General features: G+C 63.0%; 17 protein-coding genes. 12 read left to right on the top strand and 5 right to left on the bottom strand.

All coding sequences use genetic code 11. The features are described 5' to 3' along the window. Nucleotides 1-12 precede the first annotated feature (12 nt). The 3 genes from QF118_RS10260 (at nt 13) to preA (ending at nt 3,732) form a co-directional block, all read left to right on the top strand. The gene (locus tag QF118_RS10260; RefSeq protein ID WP_282298969.1) at nt 13-915 is read left to right on the top strand and encodes an NAD(P)-dependent oxidoreductase; all 903 of its coding nucleotides are present in this window, start codon (nt 13-15) and stop codon (nt 913-915) included. 140 nt (nt 916-1,055) lie between these two features. After that, nucleotides 1,056-2,399 carry an NAD(P)-dependent oxidoreductase gene (locus QF118_RS10265; protein ID WP_282298970.1) on the top strand — a complete coding sequence of 448 codons (1,344 nt, stop codon included), beginning with the start codon at nt 1,056-1,058 and terminating at the stop codon, nt 2,397-2,399. Between the two features lie 28 nt (nt 2,400-2,427). Continuing rightward, nucleotides 2,428-3,732, top strand: a complete 1,305-nt coding sequence (gene preA, locus QF118_RS10270) for an NAD-dependent dihydropyrimidine dehydrogenase subunit PreA (protein ID WP_282298971.1) — start codon at nt 2,428-2,430, stop codon at nt 3,730-3,732. Nucleotides 3,733-3,875: 143 nt separating this feature from the next. Here the strand turns inward: preA and QF118_RS10275 are convergent, their stop codons facing one another. Next, a complete protein-coding gene (locus QF118_RS10275) occupies nt 3,876-4,520 on the bottom strand; it encodes a TetR family transcriptional regulator C-terminal domain-containing protein (RefSeq protein WP_282298972.1) in 645 nt (214 codons plus the stop codon). Nucleotides 4,521-4,718: 198 nt separating this feature from the next. On the opposite strand from QF118_RS10275, the gene QF118_RS10280 reads away from it, so the two are divergent. From QF118_RS10280 to QF118_RS10320, 9 genes are all read left to right on the top strand, one after another. Continuing rightward, a complete protein-coding gene (locus tag QF118_RS10280) occupies nt 4,719-5,966 on the top strand; it encodes a Zn-dependent hydrolase (protein WP_282298973.1) in 1,248 nt (415 codons plus the stop codon). Continuing rightward, nucleotides 5,963-6,232, top strand: coding sequence for a hypothetical protein (locus QF118_RS10285; RefSeq protein WP_282298974.1), 270 nt, complete (start codon nt 5,963-5,965; stop codon nt 6,230-6,232). The genes QF118_RS10280 and QF118_RS10285 overlap by 4 nt, the downstream gene beginning before the upstream one ends. Nucleotides 6,233-6,248: 16 nt before the next feature. Further along, nucleotides 6,249-7,703: a dihydropyrimidinase gene (gene hydA / locus QF118_RS10290; RefSeq protein ID WP_282298975.1), complete on the top strand. Its 1,455-nt coding sequence runs from the start codon at nt 6,249-6,251 to the stop codon at nt 7,701-7,703. 6 nt (nt 7,704-7,709) lie between these two features. Next, nucleotides 7,710-8,216, top strand: coding sequence for a hypothetical protein (locus tag QF118_RS10295; protein WP_282298976.1), 507 nt, complete (start codon nt 7,710-7,712; stop codon nt 8,214-8,216). A gap of 255 nt (nt 8,217-8,471) precedes the next feature. After that, nucleotides 8,472-9,254, top strand: a complete 783-nt coding sequence (locus QF118_RS10300; protein WP_282298977.1) for an ABC transporter ATP-binding protein — start codon at nt 8,472-8,474, stop codon at nt 9,252-9,254. Continuing rightward, complete coding sequence (locus tag QF118_RS10305) at nt 9,254-10,117, top strand: ABC transporter permease (RefSeq protein ID WP_282298978.1); 864 nt, start codon at nt 9,254-9,256, stop codon at nt 10,115-10,117. Before QF118_RS10300 ends, QF118_RS10305 begins: the two co-directional genes overlap by 1 nt. Beyond that, on the top strand, nt 10,114-10,950 hold the full coding sequence (locus QF118_RS10310; protein ID WP_282298979.1) for an ABC transporter permease: 837 nt from the start codon (nt 10,114-10,116) through the stop codon (nt 10,948-10,950). The genes QF118_RS10305 and QF118_RS10310 overlap by 4 nt, the downstream gene beginning before the upstream one ends. 31 nt (nt 10,951-10,981) lie before the next feature. Continuing rightward, complete coding sequence (locus QF118_RS10315; RefSeq protein WP_282298980.1) at nt 10,982-11,971, top strand: ABC transporter substrate-binding protein; 990 nt, start codon at nt 10,982-10,984, stop codon at nt 11,969-11,971. A 117-nt stretch (nt 11,972-12,088) separates the two neighbouring features. Further along, nucleotides 12,089-13,405 carry an MmgE/PrpD family protein gene (locus tag QF118_RS10320; protein ID WP_282298981.1) on the top strand — a complete coding sequence of 439 codons (1,317 nt, stop codon included), beginning with the start codon at nt 12,089-12,091 and terminating at the stop codon, nt 13,403-13,405. 6 nt (nt 13,406-13,411) lie between these two features. Here the strand turns inward: QF118_RS10320 and QF118_RS10325 are convergent, their stop codons facing one another. The 4 genes from QF118_RS10325 to QF118_RS10340 are packed head-to-tail and all read right to left on the bottom strand — an operon-like array spanning nt 13,412 to nt 17,341. Next, entirely contained in the window at nt 13,412-14,152 is a 741-nt protein-coding gene (locus QF118_RS10325; protein WP_282298982.1) for a proteasome-type protease, read from the bottom strand. A gap of 10 nt (nt 14,153-14,162) precedes the next feature. Then, nucleotides 14,163-14,960: a transglutaminase family protein gene (locus QF118_RS10330; protein WP_282298983.1), complete on the bottom strand. Its 798-nt coding sequence runs from the start codon at nt 14,958-14,960 to the stop codon at nt 14,163-14,165. Nucleotides 14,961-14,968: 8 nt separating this feature from the next. Then, complete coding sequence (locus QF118_RS10335) at nt 14,969-15,910, bottom strand: alpha-E domain-containing protein (protein WP_282298984.1); 942 nt, start codon at nt 15,908-15,910, stop codon at nt 14,969-14,971. Nucleotides 15,911-15,916: 6 nt separating this feature from the next. Continuing rightward, nucleotides 15,917-17,341: a circularly permuted type 2 ATP-grasp protein gene (locus QF118_RS10340; protein WP_282298985.1), complete on the bottom strand. Its 1,425-nt coding sequence runs from the start codon at nt 17,339-17,341 to the stop codon at nt 15,917-15,919. Nucleotides 17,342-17,402: the final 61 nt, after the last annotated feature.

Raw genomic sequence — 17,402 nt, forward strand, 5'->3', positions numbered from 1 at the left:
CGGAAAGGACAGATGATGCACTATGGTTATATCGGGCTGGGCAACCTGGGCCGCAATTGCGCCATGTGCCTGCTGCGGGCGGGCTTTGACGTCACGGTCACCGATCTGAACCGCGATCTGGCGGCGGACCTGCTGGCCAAGGGGGCGAAATGGGCCGACAGCGCCGCCGATCTGGCCGGGCAGGTCGATCACGTGATCACCTGCCTGCCGTCGCCCGCCGTCAGCGACAAGGTTCTGTCGCAGATTCTGCCGGTGATGCGACAGGGCGCCAGCTGGATCGAAATGTCGACCCTAGGCCGCGACGAGGTGCTGGAGTTTGCAGAGCGCGCATCCGGGCAGGGCGTGCGGATGCTGGAACTGCCGGTCACCGGCGGCGTGCATCTGGCTGCGCGCGGCGAGATCACCATGCTGCCCGGCGGCGATGCCGATCTGGTCGAATTGCACATGCCCGCCTTGCAGGCCATGGGCGACCGGGTGTTCCACATGGGGCCACTTGGGTCGTCGTCAATCATCAAGGTGATCACCAACATGCTGGCCTTTATCCACCTCAAGGCCTGCGCCGAAGCCTTGATGCTGGCCAAACGCGGCGGGCTGGATCTGGCCCAGTCGTGGGAGGCGATCCGCGCCTCCTCGGGCAATTCATTCGTGCATGAAACCGAAGGCGCGCTGATCCTGAACGGGTCTTACGATGTGGGCTTCAACATGGATCTGGCGCTGAAGGATCTTGGTTTCGCGCTCGAATTCGGACGTGAATTCGGCGTGCCGCTGGAATTGGCAGGGATGACCCAGCAGACCTATGTCGCCGCCAAGGCCGCCTTTGGCGGGCAGGCGCAAAGCCCGATGATCGCCAAACTCCTCGAAGACCTGTTGGACACCGACCTGCGCGCGCCGGGGTTCCCGGACCGGCTGACCTGATCCCGCTTTCACCGTGACTGCCCGAAATTTGGGCAGCGTCCACGCAAAGCCCCCGTTCGGGCCTTTTCGATTTTTTACCATTTGATAAAATTTTGGAATCGTGCTTTCGTTTTGGAAAGGATCACGAACGGGGTGCGACAATGACTGCAAAACAGCTGCAAGATGGCATCGTTTCAGGCCGTCTGGACGGGCCGAGACTGGCCGAGAATTTCACCGACCTGCATCCGCCCTATGACCCGCACGAGGCGCTGGTGGCGGCGGATCGCTGCTATTTCTGCCATGACGCGCCCTGCATGACGGCCTGTCCGACCTCGATCGACATTCCGCTGTTCATCCGCCAGATCGCGACCGGAACGCCCGAGGCGGCAGCCCGCACCATCCTTGAACAAAACATCCTTGGCGGCATGTGCGCCCGGGTCTGCCCCACCGAAACCCTGTGCGAAGAGGTCTGCGTCCGCGAGGCCGCCGAGGGCAAGCCGGTCGAGATTGGCCGCCTGCAGCGCCATGCCACCGACATCCTGATGGCCAAGGGCAAACATCCCTTTGCCCGCGCCGAGGCCACCGGCAAAAAGGTGGCCGTGGTCGGGGCCGGGCCTGCGGGCCTGTCCTGCGCGCACCGTCTGGCCATGCTGGGCCATGACGTGGTGATTTTTGAGGCTCGGCCAAAACCCGGCGGGCTGAACGAATACGGCATCGCGTCGTACAAAAGCACCAACAGCTTTGCCGAGCGCGAGGTTGACTGGCTGCTACAGATCGGCGGGATCGAGATCCGCCACGATGCGGCCTTGGGCGGGGCGATCAGCCTTGACAGCTTGCGCGCCGATTTCGACGCGGTTTTCCTGGGTATGGGATTGGCCGGGGTGAACAAACTTGGTCTGGACGGCGATGAAAAGGCCGGCGTTTCGGCGGCGGTGGATTTCATCGCGGACCTGCGGCAGGCCGATGACCTTGGCGCGCTGCCCATCGGTCGCCGCGTCGTCGTCGTGGGCGGTGGCATGACCGCCATCGACGCAGGCGTGCAGGCCAAACTTCTGGGCGCCGAAGAGGTCACCATCGTCTATCGCCGGGGCCAGGAGGCGATGGCCGCCTCGCGCTTTGAACAGGATCTCGCGGCGCAAAAGGGCGTGCGGATCATCCACAACGCGGCCCCCGTGGGCGTCCTTGGCAACGGCAGCCTGACCGGCGTCACCTTTGCCTATACCGAAACCCAAGATGGCAAGCTGGTCACCACGGACCAGACATTCACCCTGCCAGCCGACCAGCTGTTCCAGGCCATCGGCCAAACTCTGCAAGGCGCGCCCGAGGGGCTGACCGTCGAGCGCGGCAAGATCGCCGTCGACGCGGCTGGCCGGACTTCGGTGCCGGGGGTCTGGGCCGGGGGCGACTGCGCCCTTGGCGGCGACGATCTGACAGTGACCGCCGTGGCCGAAGGGCGCGACGCGGCAATGGACATTCACGCATCCCTGACAGGGGCGGCGGGGTAAAACCCGCCCTACGAGGAGGTATCGAAAGATGGCTGACCTGATGAGCAATTTTCTGGGGATTTCCAGCCCCAACCCCTTCTGGCTGGCCTCGGCGCCGCCTACCGACAAGGAATACAACGTCCGCCGCGCCTTTGAGGCGGGCTGGGGCGGGGTGGTCTGGAAGACCCTCGGCGAAGCGGGCCCGCCCGTGGTCAACGTCAACGGCCCGCGCTATGGCGCGATCTGGGGCGCCGACCGCCGCCTGCTGGGCCTGAACAACATCGAATTGATCACCGACCGACCGCTCGAGGTGAACCTGGAGGAAATGGCGCGGGTCAAGGCGGATTACCCCGACCGCGCCCTGATCGCCTCGATCATGGTGCCCTGCGACGAAGCGGCGTGGAAGGCGATCCTGCCGCGCGTGGCGGAAACCAATGCCGACGGGATCGAGCTGAACTTTGGCTGCCCGCACGGGATGAGCGAACGCGGCATGGGCGCCGCCGTGGGGCAGGTGCCCGAATACATCGAAATGGTCACCCGATGGTGCAAGGAAAACTATGACCGCCCGGTGATCGTGAAACTGACGCCCAACATTACCGACATCCGCAAACCGGCGCTGGCGGCCAAGAACGGCGGCGCCGATGCGGTCAGCCTGATCAACACGATCAACTCGATCACCGGCGTCGATCTGGACAACATGGCCCCGCAGCCGACCATCGACGGCAAGGGCAGCCACGGCGGCTATTGCGGCCCGGCGGTCAAACCCATCGCCCTGTCGATGGTGTCCGAGATCGCCCGCAACCCGGAAACCCACGGCCTGCCGATCAGCGGCATCGGCGGCGTCACCACTTGGCGCGACGCGGCCGAGTTCATGGCGCTGGGTGCGGGCAACGTGCAGGTCTGCACCGCCGTGATGACCTATGGTTTCAAGATCGTGCAGGAAATGATTTCCGGCCTGTCGCAGTGGATGGACGAAAAGGGCTATACCTCGACCGAACAGTTCGTCGGCATGGCCGTGCCCAATGTCACCGACTGGCAGTACCTGAACCTCAACCACATCACCAAGGCGCGCATTGATCAGGACGCCTGCATCAAATGCGGCCGCTGCTATGCCGCCTGCGAAGACACCTCGCATCAGGCGATTTCCATGTCGCCGGAGCGTGTGTTCGAGGTGCAGGATGACGAATGCGTGGCCTGCAACCTGTGCGTCAACGTCTGCCCGGTGGAAAACTGCATCACCATGGAGGTTCTGGCCCCCGGAACCGTCGACAAGCGCACCGGCAAGACCGTCGAAAAGGACTATGCCAACTGGACGACCCACCCCAACAACCCGATGGCCACGCCTGCGGAATAGGGGAATATCTGGGCCAGGGCGCGCCTCCCCGCCGCTTGGCCCACCCGTCCCGGGTTTGCCCCGGGACCTTGCGCCTCGGCCCGGTTCCTCCCCGGTTCGGGGCGTCGGTTTGCCTGCGGGTGGCGGGACTGGCAGGCCCCGGGTCAGGCCCGGGGCGCGTCGTCCTGCGGGTGCAAAAGCCGCTCGTACATCGTGGTCAGGAACACCTTGGCCTCGTCAAACCGCGCCTCTTCGCGCGCTGCCCCCAGAACCCCGCGCACCTGCACATCGAAATCGGCGTAATGCTGCGTCGTCGCCCAGATCGAAAAGATCAAATGATGCGGATCCAGCGGCGCAATGCGCCCTTGCTCGACCCATCCCTGGATCACCCCGGTCTTTTCATCGACCAAAGCCTTGAGCGTGCCTTTCAGCACATCGTCGATATGCGGCGCGTTCTGGAGCATCTCGGTCGCGAACAACCGGCTTTCGCGCGGCATGTCGCGCGACATGTCCAGCTTGCGGTGTACATAGGCCAGGATCTCGGCCACCGGATCGCCCTTGGCCGACAATTGCCGCAGCGGGTCGATCCACAGGTCCAGAAGCTCTTCCAGCAACTCGCGGTAAATCGCCTCCTTGCCGTCGAAATAATAGACCACGTTGGGTTTCGACAGCCCGGCGCGGGCGGCGATCTGGTCCAGCGTGGCACCGCGCAGGCCGGCCTCGGAAAACACGTCAAGCGCGGCCTCAAAGATCGCCTGACGCTTTTCACGCTGGATGCGGGTTTTTCCGCTGGGGCGAATCCTGGTCATATGATCCTGTCTCATCCGGGTCACCGCGTAGGTGACTGCCTGTTTATTGGGCGCACCGCAGGGTGCCTGGACGGCGCGGAATTAATTCCTTGACCATATGGTCGCCTCGCCTTGATATTTGACCATATGGTCAGGATTCTGCCGGGGCAAGCTTTGACGCGCCTCAGCGCCGGGCCAAACGACGAAACGGGGAAAAACATGGCAGCTTTCAGCAATATCCGGATTGATGGCGACCGTCTTTGGGACAGCCTGATGGAGATGGCCAAGATCGGCCCCGGCGTGGCAGGTGGCAACAACCGCCAGACCCTGACCGACGCGGACGCCGAGGGCCGGGCGCTGTTCCAAAAGTGGTGTCAGGCGGTCGGCTGCACCATGGGCCTTGACCAGATGGGCAACATGTTCGCCCGTTACGAGGGCACGGACCCTGATGCGCTGCCGGTCTATGTCGGATCGCATCTGGATACCCAGCCGACGGGCGGCAAATATGATGGCGTCTTGGGCGTTCTGGGCGGGCTGGAAATCCTGCGCACCCTGCACGAACGCGGGATCAAGACGAAACACCCGATTGTGGTGGTGAACTGGACGAACGAGGAAGGCACTCGCTTTGCTCCGGCCATGCTCGCCTCTGGCGTTTTTGCGGGCAAACACACGCAGGACTGGGCCTATGACCGCAAGGATGCCAAGGGGCTGCGGTTTGGCGATGAACTGGAGCGGATCGGCTGGCGGGGCGATGAAGAGGTCGGCGCGCGCAAGATGCACGCCATGTTCGAATTGCACATTGAGCAGGGGCCCATTCTGGAAGCGGAAGGCAAGGATATTGGCGTCGTCACCCACGGGCAGGGGCTACGCTGGATCGAATGCACGGTGACGGGCAAAGAGAGCCACACCGGCTCGACCCCGATGCACATGCGGGTGAACGCGGGGCGCGGATTGGCGCAGATCACCGAACTGGTGCACGAGATCGCCATGAAGCATCAGCCGAACGCCGTGGGCGCGATTGGCCATATCGACATCTACCCCAATTCGCGCAACATCATCCCCGGCAAGGCGGTCTTTACCATCGACTTCCGTTCGCACCTGCAAGAGGTAATCGACGCGATGCTGGAGGAGTTTCATGACCGCGCGCCGAAGCTGTGCGAGGCTTTGGGGGTGACGCTGGAGACGGAAATCGTCGGCCAGTTCAACCCGCCCGCCTTTGACGAAGGCTGTGTGGCGGCGGTGCGTTCGGCGGCAGAGCGGCTTGGCTATTCCCACATGGATATCGTATCGGGTGCGGGGCATGACGCCTGCTGGATCAACGACGTAGCCCCCACGGCAATGATCATGTGCCCTTGTGTGGACGGTCTGTCGCACAACGAGGCCGAGGAGATTTCCAAGGACTGGGCACGCGCCGGGGCGGATGTGCTGTTCCACGCGGTTGTGGAAACGGCAGGGGTTGAGGGGTGAGCGAGGAAAGCCGATCCAATTGGTATCTCGGTATCCTGATGTGCCTATTTATCCCTGCCGGGACTGTAGTTGGTGGATTTCTGGGTAATGAGGAATTTGGTTTATTGGGGGCGATTATTGGTGGCCTAGCAGGTGGGTTTCTGGGTTTCCTTGCTGCTTGGCTGGCCGCAATTTTGACATCTCTAACGCTCGTGGCAGTCATTATCCTAGGCCCAATCGCTCTCGCCTTGGCCTTTGGCTATTACGCGCTTTCGTCATTCGAATAGTTACGGAGACACTCTAATGACCACAGTCATCAAGAACGGCACCATCGTCACCCATGACCGCACCTATAAGGCGGACGTATTGATCGAGGGCGGGCAGATCATCGAGATCGGTGTGGGCCTCAAGGGCGATGAAACCCTCGACGCCACCGGCTGCTATGTCATGCCCGGCGGGATTGATCCGCACACGCATCTCGAAATGCCCTTCATGGGCACCTATTCCAGCGACGATTTTGACAGCGGCACCCGCGCGGCGCTGGCCGGCGGCACCACGATGGTTGTCGATTTTGCCCTGCCGAGCCCGGGGCAGGGGCTGCTGGATGCGCTCAAGATGTGGGACAACAAATCCACCCGCGCCCATTGCGATTATTCTTTCCACATGGCCGTCACATGGTGGGGTGAACAGGTCTTTGACGAGATGAAGACCGTCATTCAGGATCGAGGCATCAATACCTTCAAGCACTTCATGGCCTACAAGGGCGCGCTGATGGTGAATGACGACGAGATGTACGCCTCGTTTGGCCGTCTTGCGGAACTTGGCGGCATCGCCATGGTGCACGCCGAAAACGGTGACGTCGTGGCGGAACTGTCGGCCAAACTGCTGGCGGCGGGCAACACAGGCCCCGAGGCGCATGCCTATTCCCGCCCGCCGCAGGTCGAGGGCGAGGCGACAAACCGCGCCATCATGATCGCAGACATGGCCGGGGTTCCATTGTACGTGGTTCACACCTCTTGCGAAGACAGCCACGAAGCCATCCGGCGCGCCCGCCAGCAGGGTAAACGCGTTTGGGGCGAGCCGCTGATCCAGCACCTGACGCTGGACGAAAGCGAGTATTTCAACCCTGACTGGGACCACGCGGCGCGGCGGGTCATGTCGCCGCCCTTCCGCAACAAGCAGCATCAGGACTCGCTTTGGGCCGGGCTTCAATCGGGCTCACTGAGCGTCGTGGCCACCGATCACTGCGCATTCACAACCGACCAGAAACGTTTTGGCGTGGGCGATTTCACCAAGATCCCGAACGGCACCGGCGGGCTTGAAGATCGGATGCCGATGCTTTGGACCTATGGCGTGAACACCGGGCGGCTGACGCCCGAGGAATTCGTCGCCGTCACCTCGACCAATATCGCCAAGATCCTGAATTGTTATCCGAAAAAGGGCGCAATCCTGCCCGGCGCGGATGCGGACATCGTGGTCTGGGACCCCGAAAAGACCAAGACGATCACGGCGGCCAAGCAGGTCAGCGCGATCGACTACAACGTCTTCGAAGGTAAAGAGATCAGGGGCCTGCCGCGCTTTACCCTGACGCGCGGCCATGTGGCGGTGCACGACGGCGAATTGCGCAGCCAGGAAGGCCACGGCGAATTCGTCAAACGCGCGCCGAACACCGCGACGAACAAAGCGCTATCCACGTGGAAAGAGCTCACCGCGCCGCGCCCAGTGGAACGCAGCGGCATTCCGGCGACAGGTGTGTAACGGGCGATGACCGACGCAAATCGCCCTGACGTGTGCCACACAAGGACGCCGATCTTCGGTGTCCTTTCTGGCTATGTCGCGGCGTGCTTGGTGGTGCCATTGTGCTTTGCAATCATCGGGATCGGTCCGGAAATCCTTTCCGAGAAACGCCTGGTCGATTGGCCGGAGTTCGGCTTCTTCGGTTTGACGCCGATCATCCTCGTGTTCTGTATCGCTCCTTTCGCCGGGCTTCGCTGGGCCCTGTCAAAGATGAAACCCTACCGACTTTGGAAAAACGCCCTTTTTGGGGCTTTGCCGGGTACGGTGATGGGCGTCCTCATCGGCGAGGGTTCGGGGATCGTGGCGTTGAAATTCTGCCTTGCCGGCGCACTCGCCGGCGCGGTGTCCTTTCTCGTCGAAAGGCAGTCCCGGACGATGCGCCTGAACTGGATGCTGGCAAAGGAGGCAGCCCATCCCGGTTGGAAGGTCTGCCTGACGCAAGAGTTGACCCAGGCCAGGGAGCTGCAGTCATGACTGGCGGCTATTTGCATTTCCAAGGTGCGCGACCTCCGAACTCTTTCAAAGAGTTCGGACCGTTTTCTTTTCAAGAAAACGGCGTTGCCTCACCCCGGCACCAACCCCTCCAGGTCCGGCAGCAGGACAACCGACTCCTGCTTATGCGGATCTGTACGGGCCATCACGGCCCGGGCGCAGTTTTTGGCAGATACGTGATCGGGACATCTCAAATCCTTTCTTGGGGGAAAAAATAACAACATGGTGGCAGAGCAGGTGACCCAGTCAAACGAAACCGTGATCCGGGCGGAAAACCTTTCCCTGACGTTTGAAACCAACGACGGGCCGGTCAAGGCGCTGAGCGATGTCAGCCTTGACATCAACAAGGGCGATTTCGTCAGCTTCATCGGCCCCTCGGGCTGCGGCAAGACGACATTCCTGCGGGTGATCGCGGACCTTGAACAGCCCACTGGCGGCAGCGTCACGGTCAATGGCGTCAGCCCCGAAGAGGCCCGCCGCGCCCGTGCCTATGGCTATGTCTTTCAGGCGGCGGGGCTGTTCCCTTGGCGCACCATCGGCGGCAACATCCGCATGCCGCTGGAAATCATGGGTCTGTCCAAGGCGGATCAGGCCGAGCGTGTTAAACGCGTGCTCGAGCTGGTGCATCTGGAAGGGTTTGAAAAGAAATTTCCCTGGCAGCTGTCTGGCGGCATGCAGCAGCGGGCGTCCATCGCCCGCGCCCTGTCGTTTGACGCCGATATCCTGCTGATGGACGAACCCTTTGGCGCGCTGGATGAAATCGTACGCGACCACCTGAACGAACAATTGCTCGACCTCTGGGGCCGCACCGGCAAAACTATCGGGTTCGTCACTCATTCCATCCCCGAGGCGGTTTACCTGTCCACCAAGATCGTCGTCATGTCGCCCCGCCCGGGCCGCATCACCGACGTGATCGAAAGCACCCTGCCGCGCGAACGCCCGCTGGAAATCCGCGACACACCGGAATTCATCGAAATCGCCCACCGCGTCCGCGAAGGCCTGCGCGAGGGGCACGCCTGATGCGCAACATCCTTCCCATCCTGACGGTCGTCGCGGGCATCGTGGTGCTGTGGTACGCGCTTGCGGTCATGCTGAATGCCCCGTGGGCCTATGCCCAGGCCAAGCGGGCCGATACCACGCTGAGCTTTGGTGAAATGGTCCAGCACACCATGGCGCAGGACAAACCGCGCCTGCCGGCCCCGCATCAGGTTGCGACCGAAATCTGGGAAACCACGGCCGAGAAAAAGATCACCTCGAAACGATCCTTGATCTATCACGGCTGGATCACCCTGCGCGCCACGCTGCTGGGCTTTGCCTTTGGCACGGCGCTGGGCATCGGGCTGGCGGTTTCGATCGTCTATTTCCGGGTCATGGACATGTCGGTCATGCCCTGGATCATTGCCAGCCAGACGGTGCCCATATTGGCCATCGCGCCGATGATCGTGGTGGTTCTGGCCGCGCTTCAGGTCAATGACATCGTCGCCAAGGGCGTGATTTCCATGTACCTGTCGTTTTTCCCGGTCGTCGTCGGCATGGTCAAAGGGCTGCGCAGCCCCGACGCCATGTTGCTGGACCAGATGAAGACCTACAGCGCCAGCGCCTCACAGACCTTCTGGAAACTGCGCCTGCCGACCTCGACCCCCTACCTCTTTGCCTCGCTCAAGGTCGCGGTCGCCGCGTCGCTGATCGGGGCGGTGGTGGCGGAACTGTCGCTGTCGCAGAACGGCGGGCTGGGCGCGCGCCTGCTGGCGGGCAGCTACTATGGCCAGACCATCCAGATCTGGTCGGCGTTGCTGTCGGCGGCGACGCTGGCCGCGCTCATGGTCATCACCCTTGGTGTGCTTGAAAAGATGACGCTGAAACGCATGGGGATGGCACAATGAGCTGGATCGCCCTCAGCCTGATTGTCTGGGCCGCCGCCTTTGCGCTGAACGTCTTTCTGGTCCGGCACGGCGGGCGCAGCGCCGCCTATGTCGTGCCGGTGATCTTTGGCCTGACCATCCTGTTCATATGGGAGGGCATGGTGCGCGGCCTGAACATCAGCCCCGTCCTGCTGCCGCCCCCCAGCGCCATCGGCGCGGCGTTGGCCAGCAAGACGCATATCCTGTGGACCGACCTTGTGCAGACCTTCTTCAAGGGGGCGCTGACCGGATATGTCATGGGCTGCGGATCGGCCATCATGGTCGCGCTGCTGATCGACCGATCACCCTTTTTGCAACGCGGCCTTCTGCCCGTCGGCAACTTCATCGCGGCGCTGCCCATCGTCGGGCTTGCCCCGATCATGGTGATGTGGTTCGGTTTCGATTGGCAAAGCAAGGCGGCGGTGGTCGTCGCCATGGTCTTTTTCCCGATGCTGGTGAACACCGTGCAAGGTTTGCAAGCCACCGATGCGATGCAACGCGACCTGATGCGCACCTATGCCGCCAGCTACGGTCAGACCCTGCGCTATCTGCGCCTGCCGGCCGCCATGCCGTTCATCTTCAATGGGCTGAAAATTTCGACCACCCTTGCACTGATCGGGGCCATTGTTGCCGAATTTTTCGGCTCTCCGATCAAGGGCATGGGGTTTCGCATCTCGACCGAGGTGGGGCGGCTTGCGCTTGATATGGTCTGGGCGGAAATTACCGTGGCGGCTTTGCTTGGATCGGCCTTTTATGGCCTAATGGCGCTACTCGAAAAACGGGCGACCTTTTGGCACCCGTCACAACGAAAATGAAAAAACAACAACCAGCATGGGAGTGCACAACATGAAACGGATCGTAACGACGGCCATCGCAGGCGTGATGGCCCTTGGCGCCGGAATGGCGCAGGCGGCGGACGAGGTGACGCTGCAGCTCAAGTGGGTCACGCAGGCGCAATTCGCGGGCTACTACGTGGCGCTGGACAAAGGCTTTTACGAAGAAGAAGACCTTGCCGTGACCATCAAGCCGGGTGGCCCCGACATTGCCCCCGCTCAGGTCATCGCGGGCGGCGGCGCCGATGTGGTGCTGGACTGGATGCCCTCGGCGCTGGCCTCGCGCGAAAAGGGCCTGCCGCTGGTCAACATCGCCCAGCCGTTCAAGGCCTCGGGCATGATGCTGACCTGCCGCAAGGACACCGGCATCACCAGCCCCGAGGATTTCAAGGGCAAGACGCTGGGCGTCTGGTTCTTTGGCAACGAATACCCCTTCCTGTCGTGGATGAGCAAGCTGGGCATCCCCACCGATGGCTCCGAGGGCGGCGTGACCGTGCTGAAACAGGGCTTTAACGTCGATCCGCTGTTGCAGGAACAGGCGGCCTGCATTTCCACCATGACGTACAACGAATACTGGCAGGTGATCGACGCGGGCCTGACCGCTGATGATCTGGTGACCTTCAAGTACGAGGACATGGGCGTCGCCACGCTTGAGGACGGCATGTACGTTCTCGAAGACAACCTTGCCGACCCGGCCTTCAAGGACAAGATGGTCCGCTTTGTGCGTGCCTCGATGAAGGGCTGGAAATACGCCGAGGAAAACCCCGATGAAGCCGCTGACATCGTGCTGGAAAACGACGCCACCGGGGCCCAGACCGAAGAGCACCAGCAGCGCATGATGCGCGAAGTGGCCAAGCTGACCGCCGGATCGAACGGCGCGCTGGACGTGGCCGACTACGAACGCACGGTGCAAACCCTGCTTGAAGGCGGGTCGGACCCGGTCATCACCATGACCCCCGAGGGCGCCTATACGCTGGAAATCACCGACGCGGCGCTGAACTAAGGCCCGATCGCACAGCACAAAGGCGGGCGTCCATCAGGGCGCCCGTTTTTTTGTGCCTGTCCCGCAGGGCGCGGCAGGCTATAACCTTGGACACCCAGCGACGAAAAGGCCCGCAAAATGGACGTGATGACCCACCTTCTGGATCTGGCTGAAATGCCGCGCGTGGATATCCCGGACAGCGCCTTGCAGGCCGCGCGCAATTCGCTGTTTGACTGGCTGGTTTGCGGACGCGCCGGGCAGGATGAACCGCTGGCGCGCATCCTGCGCGACATGGCCGCGCAGGACGGCGGGCACCCGCAAGCGGCGGTTTTTGGCGGCAGGGATGCCCCTGCGCGCATGGCCGCGCTGGTCAACGGCGCGATCAGCCATGCGCTGGATTATGACGACACGCATTTTGCACATATCGGCCATCTGTCCGTGGGCATCTACCCGGCGGCCCTGGCGGTGGGGCAGGCGCAGGGCCTGTCGGTGGACACGGTGGCCGAGGCCTTTTTGATCGGGGCCGAGGTGGCCATTCGTGTCGGGCTGGTGCTGGGGGCAGGGCACTACAACCGCGGTTTTCACATGACGTCGACCGCCGGGGCCTTTGGCGCGACGGTGGCGGCCGGGCGGCTGTACGGGTTGAGCCGCGACCAGATGCGCCATGCGGTCGGGCTGTGCGCGACCCGCGCCTCGGGGCTCAAGGGCCAGTTCGGGACCATGGGCAAACCCTATAACGCGGGGCTGAGCGCCTCGACCGGGGTGGAAAGCGCCTGGCTGGCGGGGCAGGGCATGACCTCGGCCCCGGACGGGCTGATGGGCGCGCAGGGCTTTGTCGCGACCCATGCGGATGCGCCTGCGCCCAAAGCCTTTTGGCAAAGCCCGCCGCCCGACACCTTTCTGTTCCAGGACATCAAATACAAGTTCCACGCCTGCTGCCACGGCACCCACGCCATGATCGAGGCGCTGCAAGGCCTGCGCGCGCAAACCGGGCTGACGGCGGCCGAGGTGGCGGGCGTGCAATTGCACACCAATCCGCGCTGGCTGGTGGTCTGTGACAAGAAGGCGCCGCAGACCGGGCTTGAGGTGAAATTCAGCTATGCCTGGCTGGCCGGGATGGTGCTGGGCGGTGTGCCGACCGGCGACGACAAGACCTATACCGACGCGCTTGCCGGTGATGCGGACCTGCGGGCTTTTGCAACGCGGGTGACGGTGACGGGCGACGAGACCGTGACAGACATGCAGGCGCGGGGGCATGTGACCACGCGCAGCGGGCAACGGTTGGACTTTGCCCATGATCTGTCCGCCCCGCTGACGCAGCAGGCCATCCACGACGGGCTGACACACAAGGCCCGCGCGATCATCGGCGATGCCGCCGATCCGCTGTGGAACAGGCTGGCGCAGGGCGGGTTGCAGGCCGCCGAGCTTGGCGGCTTTGTCCGGGGGCAGGGCTGAGGTGGATCAGCCCGCGGGGCGTTCGTATTCCGGCAGACTGTCCAGCGCCTCTTTCAGGGCATCGCCCCAGCGCTGCGAAATCGTCTGGAAATAGGGATCATGCTGTTCGATCCGGCCGCTGGGGCCGGTTTTCAGGCTATCCGCCTCGTAGAAATGGAAATCCATCGGCGCGCCAACGGACAGGTTGGCCTTGAGCGTGGAATCAAAGCTGACCAGCAGCAGCTTCATCGCCGCCTCAAAGCTCATTTCCGGATCATAGGCGCGCACCAGGATCGGGCGGCCATACTTGGTTTCCCCGATCTGAAAGAACGGCGTGTCGTCGCCGGCCTCGATAAAGTTGCCTTCGGGATAGATCAGGAACAGGCGCGGCGGGCTGCCCTTGATCTGGCCGCCGACGATCAGCGTCGCGTTAAAGGTGCTGTCGGCACGCATGCCGCCGTCCGACTGGCGCTCGATCACCTCGCGCAGTGTTTCGGCGATCATCCGCGCCGCCTGGAACATCGAAGGGGCCGCCAACAGCGACGGCATCCTTTCGCCGGGGGATTTGCTGCGTTCGTCCAGCAGGCTGACCACGGCCTGGGTGGTGGCCAGGTTGCCCGCCGCCATCAGCGTGATCACGCGTTCGCCCGGTTCCTCCCAGATGGTCATCTTGCGAAAGGTCGAGATATTGTCGAGCCCGGCATTGGTCCGCGTGTCGGACATGAAGACCAGGCCCCCGTCCAGAACCATTCCAACGCAATAGGTCATTTTCCGGCCTTTACTGTTGTGCCACGTCGATCTGCACGTTCAGCCGTTCGCCAGCGCCGCCGATCCTGGTCCCTGATACCGGGGAAGCCTCGGCATAGTCCAGCCCGGTTGCGACACGGACATAGCGGGCATCGGGCGAAATCCGGTTCGAGACGTCGAAACCCACCCAGCCCAGCCCGTCGATATGGACCTCGGCCCAGGCGTGCATGGCATCCTGCGCGGTCTTTTCGTTCAGCATCAGGTAGCCCGACACATAGCGCGCCGGCATGTCCAGCAACCGCGCGCAGGACAGGAAGATATGCGTGTGGTCCTGGCAGACACCCTTGCCGGCCTCGATGGCGTCCTCGGCGCTCCAATCTGGATCCGAACTGCCAACCTCGTAAAGGATCGACGCGCCGATGCCCTGCATCAGCGCGTGCATCCCGTCCAGCGACGGCGCGGTCTGGATGCTGCGCAACAGCGCGCGCACGCCGGCGCGGGCCTGGGTGCGCGGGGTGTCCTGGCGGTACAGCCACAGCGGCGCGGGCCCGCGGTGCGGGCCGACGATGCCCTGGGTGTCGATCACGTCGATTTCACCCTCGCTGATCACGCTCAGCGTCGTCGTGCCGGGGTCATACCCGATCAGCTCGGTCCGGTTGCGGTGATGGTCGTCAAAGGCCACTTCCTTGCGGCCATGTTCGACCCGGGTCTGCCAGGTCACGATCTTCTGGTCCTGCGAGGTCTTGGGCGTCTTGCGCAGTTGTTGCAGCCCGTAGTCCACCGGCGTGTCAAAGTGGTATTGCGTGCGATGCTGGATCTTCAGACGCATGATCGGATCTACCTGTAAAACCGGAAATCGATTTCGATCTGCTGCGCGATGGCAAACAGTTCGGTCAGGATCTTCTGGATGAATTCGTGCAGGCCAAAGTCAAAGACCTGGTCGATGTTTGTCGCCAGGTGGTCGCGGTGCAGGGCCTGGACCATGCGCAGCGATGCCATCGGGTCCCGGCCGGGGGTGTTCATGTAGCTTAGGTTCTCGTGCATCTTGGTGACGCAGAACAGCAGGCTGCGCGGCATCCGCCGGTCCAGCACGAGGAATTCGGCGATTTCGCGCGGCCCGCCGCCCGAGCCGTATTCCATCCGGAACCCGCCACGTGCCGAAACCGACCGCAGGATGGTTTCCCACTGCACGTTGTCCAGCGATGTGCCCACCGCCCGGGTCGAGGGCAGCAGAACATAGTATTTCACGTCCAGGATGCGGGCGGTGTTGTCGGCCCGCTCCAGAAAGGTCCCAAGACGGGCGAAATCATAGATTTCGTTTCGCAGCATGGTGCCATGGGTCATGCCGCGCACCAGTGCCGTGTGCTGGCGGATACGCCCCAGTACCCCGGGCAGGTCGCGTTCGGACACCTTGCGGGCCAGCAGCTTGCGACTGCCCATGTAGGCGGCATTTGTGGCCTCCCAGACTTCGCCGGTCAGGGCGGTGCGCACCAGGCGCGCGTTCTGCCGGGCGCCTTCGATGCAGGACAGCACCGAGGACGGGTTGGCCTTTGACCGCAGCATCCAGTCGATCGCGGCGTCCTTGCTGACCTCGTCGTATTCGGCGTGAAAGGCGTCGACGGTGCCGGCGGCCTTCAGCACCGACAGCCATTCCTCGTCGGTGTCGCCCAGCCGGGTCAACGCGATGCGCTGGCCGGCCTCGATCATCCGTGCAAGGTTTTCTGCCCGTTCAAGATAGCGGTACATCCAGAACAGGCCGTTTGCGGTTTTGCCCAGCATTGCCGATCAGTCCTCCAGTACCCAGGTGTCCTTGGTGCCGCCGCCCTGCGACGAGTTCACCACGAGCGAGCCCTTTTTCAGCGCCACGCGGGTCAGGCCGCCCGGGGTGATCTTGATCCCCTCGGGGCTGACCAGAACATAGGGCCGCAGATCGACATGGCGCGGGGCCAGCCCCTGCTTGGAAAAGATCGGCACCGTCGACAGGCTAAGCGTCGGCTGCGCGATATAGTTGCTGGGCCGCGCCTGCAGTTTCTTGCGAAAGGCGGCGATGTCCTTGCGGGTGGCGGTGGGGCCGATCAGCATGCCATAGCCGCCCGATCCGTGCACCTCCTTGACGACCAGCTCATCCAGATTGTCCAGGACATGGGCCAGATCATCAGGGTCGGAACAGCGCCAGGTCGGCACGTTCTTCAGCAAGGGGCGTTCGCCGGTATAGAATTCGACGATTTCCGGCATGTAGGAATAGATCGCCTTGTCGTCCGCGATGCCGGTGCCGGGGGCGTTGGCGATGGTGATGTTGCCCGCGCGGTAGACATCCATGATCCCCGGCACGCCAAGCGCGCTGTCCGGGTTGAAGTTCAGCGGGTCCAGGTATTCGTCATCGACCCGGCGGTACAGCACGTCGACCGGCGTATAGCCGCGGGTGGTGCGCATGGCGACATGGCCGTCAACCACCTGCAGGTCGTGACCTTCGACCAGTTCGACGCCCATCTGGTCGGCCAGGAAGGCATGTTCGAAATAGGCCGAATTGTAGATCCCCGGGGTCAGCACCGCGACCACGGGCGCGCGGTCCAGTCCGGCGGGGGCGCATTGTGTCAGCGACCGGTGCAGATCGCGTGGATAGTCCTGCACCGGCAGCACCCGGTTGCGCGAGAAAAGCTCGGGGAACATCTGCAGCATGGTTTCGCGGTTTTCCAGCATGTAGCTGACGCCCGACGGCGTGCGCGCGTTGTCTTCGAGCACATAGAACTCGCCCGGCCCGGTGCGCACCAGGTCGATGCCGACGATATGGGTATACACCCCGCCCGGCGGTTCGACCCCGATCATGTGGGGCAGAAAGGCGGCGTTGCGGCTGATCATCTCTTCGGGGATGCGGCCGGCTTTGACGATCTCTTGCCGGTGATAGATGTCGTAAAGAAAGGCGTTGATCGCCCGCACCCGCTGTTCGATGCCGCGCGACAGCTTGGCCCATTCGTTGGCCGAGATGATCCGCGGGATGATGTCAAAGGGGATCAGCCGTTCCTCGGCCTCGGCGCGGCCATAGACGTTGAAGGTGATGCCGGTCAGGCGGAAAAGCTCCTCGGCCTCGCGCTGCTTGGCGCGCAGGCGGGCGGGGTCTTCTTCGCTGAACCAGGTGTTGAAGCCTTGATAGGGATCACGCAGGTTGTTGTCCTGGCCCCACATCTCGTCGAAAATCTCTGTCTCGCTCATGGTCCTGCCTATCATGTCGGTACAACTGCAGGGCAATTTGCGGATCGCCGCCATGCGCCAC

It is taken from the genome of Tropicibacter oceani, assembly GCF_029958925.1.
Classification (GTDB): domain Bacteria; phylum Pseudomonadota; class Alphaproteobacteria; order Rhodobacterales; family Rhodobacteraceae; genus Pacificoceanicola; species Pacificoceanicola oceani.

What these genes read in the sequence shown, in the direction of transcription:
- QF118_RS10260 (WP_282298969.1), top strand. Translation starts at nt 13, where the DNA reads ATGATGCACTATGGTTATATCGGGCTGGGCAACCTGGGCCGCAATTGC.
- QF118_RS10265 (WP_282298970.1), top strand. Translation starts at nt 1,056, where the DNA reads ATGACTGCAAAACAGCTGCAAGATGGCATCGTTTCAGGCCGTCTGGAC.
- preA (WP_282298971.1), top strand. Translation starts at nt 2,428, where the DNA reads ATGGCTGACCTGATGAGCAATTTTCTGGGGATTTCCAGCCCCAACCCC.
- QF118_RS10275 (WP_282298972.1), bottom strand. Translation starts at nt 4,520, where the DNA reads ATGACCAGGATTCGCCCCAGCGGAAAAACCCGCATCCAGCGTGAAAAG.
- QF118_RS10280 (WP_282298973.1), top strand. Translation starts at nt 4,719, where the DNA reads ATGGCAGCTTTCAGCAATATCCGGATTGATGGCGACCGTCTTTGGGAC.
- hydA (WP_282298975.1), top strand. Translation starts at nt 6,249, where the DNA reads ATGACCACAGTCATCAAGAACGGCACCATCGTCACCCATGACCGCACC.
- QF118_RS10295 (WP_282298976.1), top strand. Translation starts at nt 7,710, where the DNA reads ATGACCGACGCAAATCGCCCTGACGTGTGCCACACAAGGACGCCGATC.
- QF118_RS10305 (WP_282298978.1), top strand. Translation starts at nt 9,254, where the DNA reads ATGCGCAACATCCTTCCCATCCTGACGGTCGTCGCGGGCATCGTGGTG.
- QF118_RS10310 (WP_282298979.1), top strand. Translation starts at nt 10,114, where the DNA reads ATGAGCTGGATCGCCCTCAGCCTGATTGTCTGGGCCGCCGCCTTTGCG.
- QF118_RS10315 (WP_282298980.1), top strand. Translation starts at nt 10,982, where the DNA reads ATGAAACGGATCGTAACGACGGCCATCGCAGGCGTGATGGCCCTTGGC.
- QF118_RS10320 (WP_282298981.1), top strand. Translation starts at nt 12,089, where the DNA reads ATGGACGTGATGACCCACCTTCTGGATCTGGCTGAAATGCCGCGCGTG.
- QF118_RS10325 (WP_282298982.1), bottom strand. Translation starts at nt 14,152, where the DNA reads ATGACCTATTGCGTTGGAATGGTTCTGGACGGGGGCCTGGTCTTCATG.
- QF118_RS10330 (WP_282298983.1), bottom strand. Translation starts at nt 14,960, where the DNA reads ATGCGTCTGAAGATCCAGCATCGCACGCAATACCACTTTGACACGCCG.
- QF118_RS10335 (WP_282298984.1), bottom strand. Translation starts at nt 15,910, where the DNA reads ATGCTGGGCAAAACCGCAAACGGCCTGTTCTGGATGTACCGCTATCTT.
- QF118_RS10340 (WP_282298985.1), bottom strand. Translation starts at nt 17,341, where the DNA reads ATGAGCGAGACAGAGATTTTCGACGAGATGTGGGGCCAGGACAACAAC.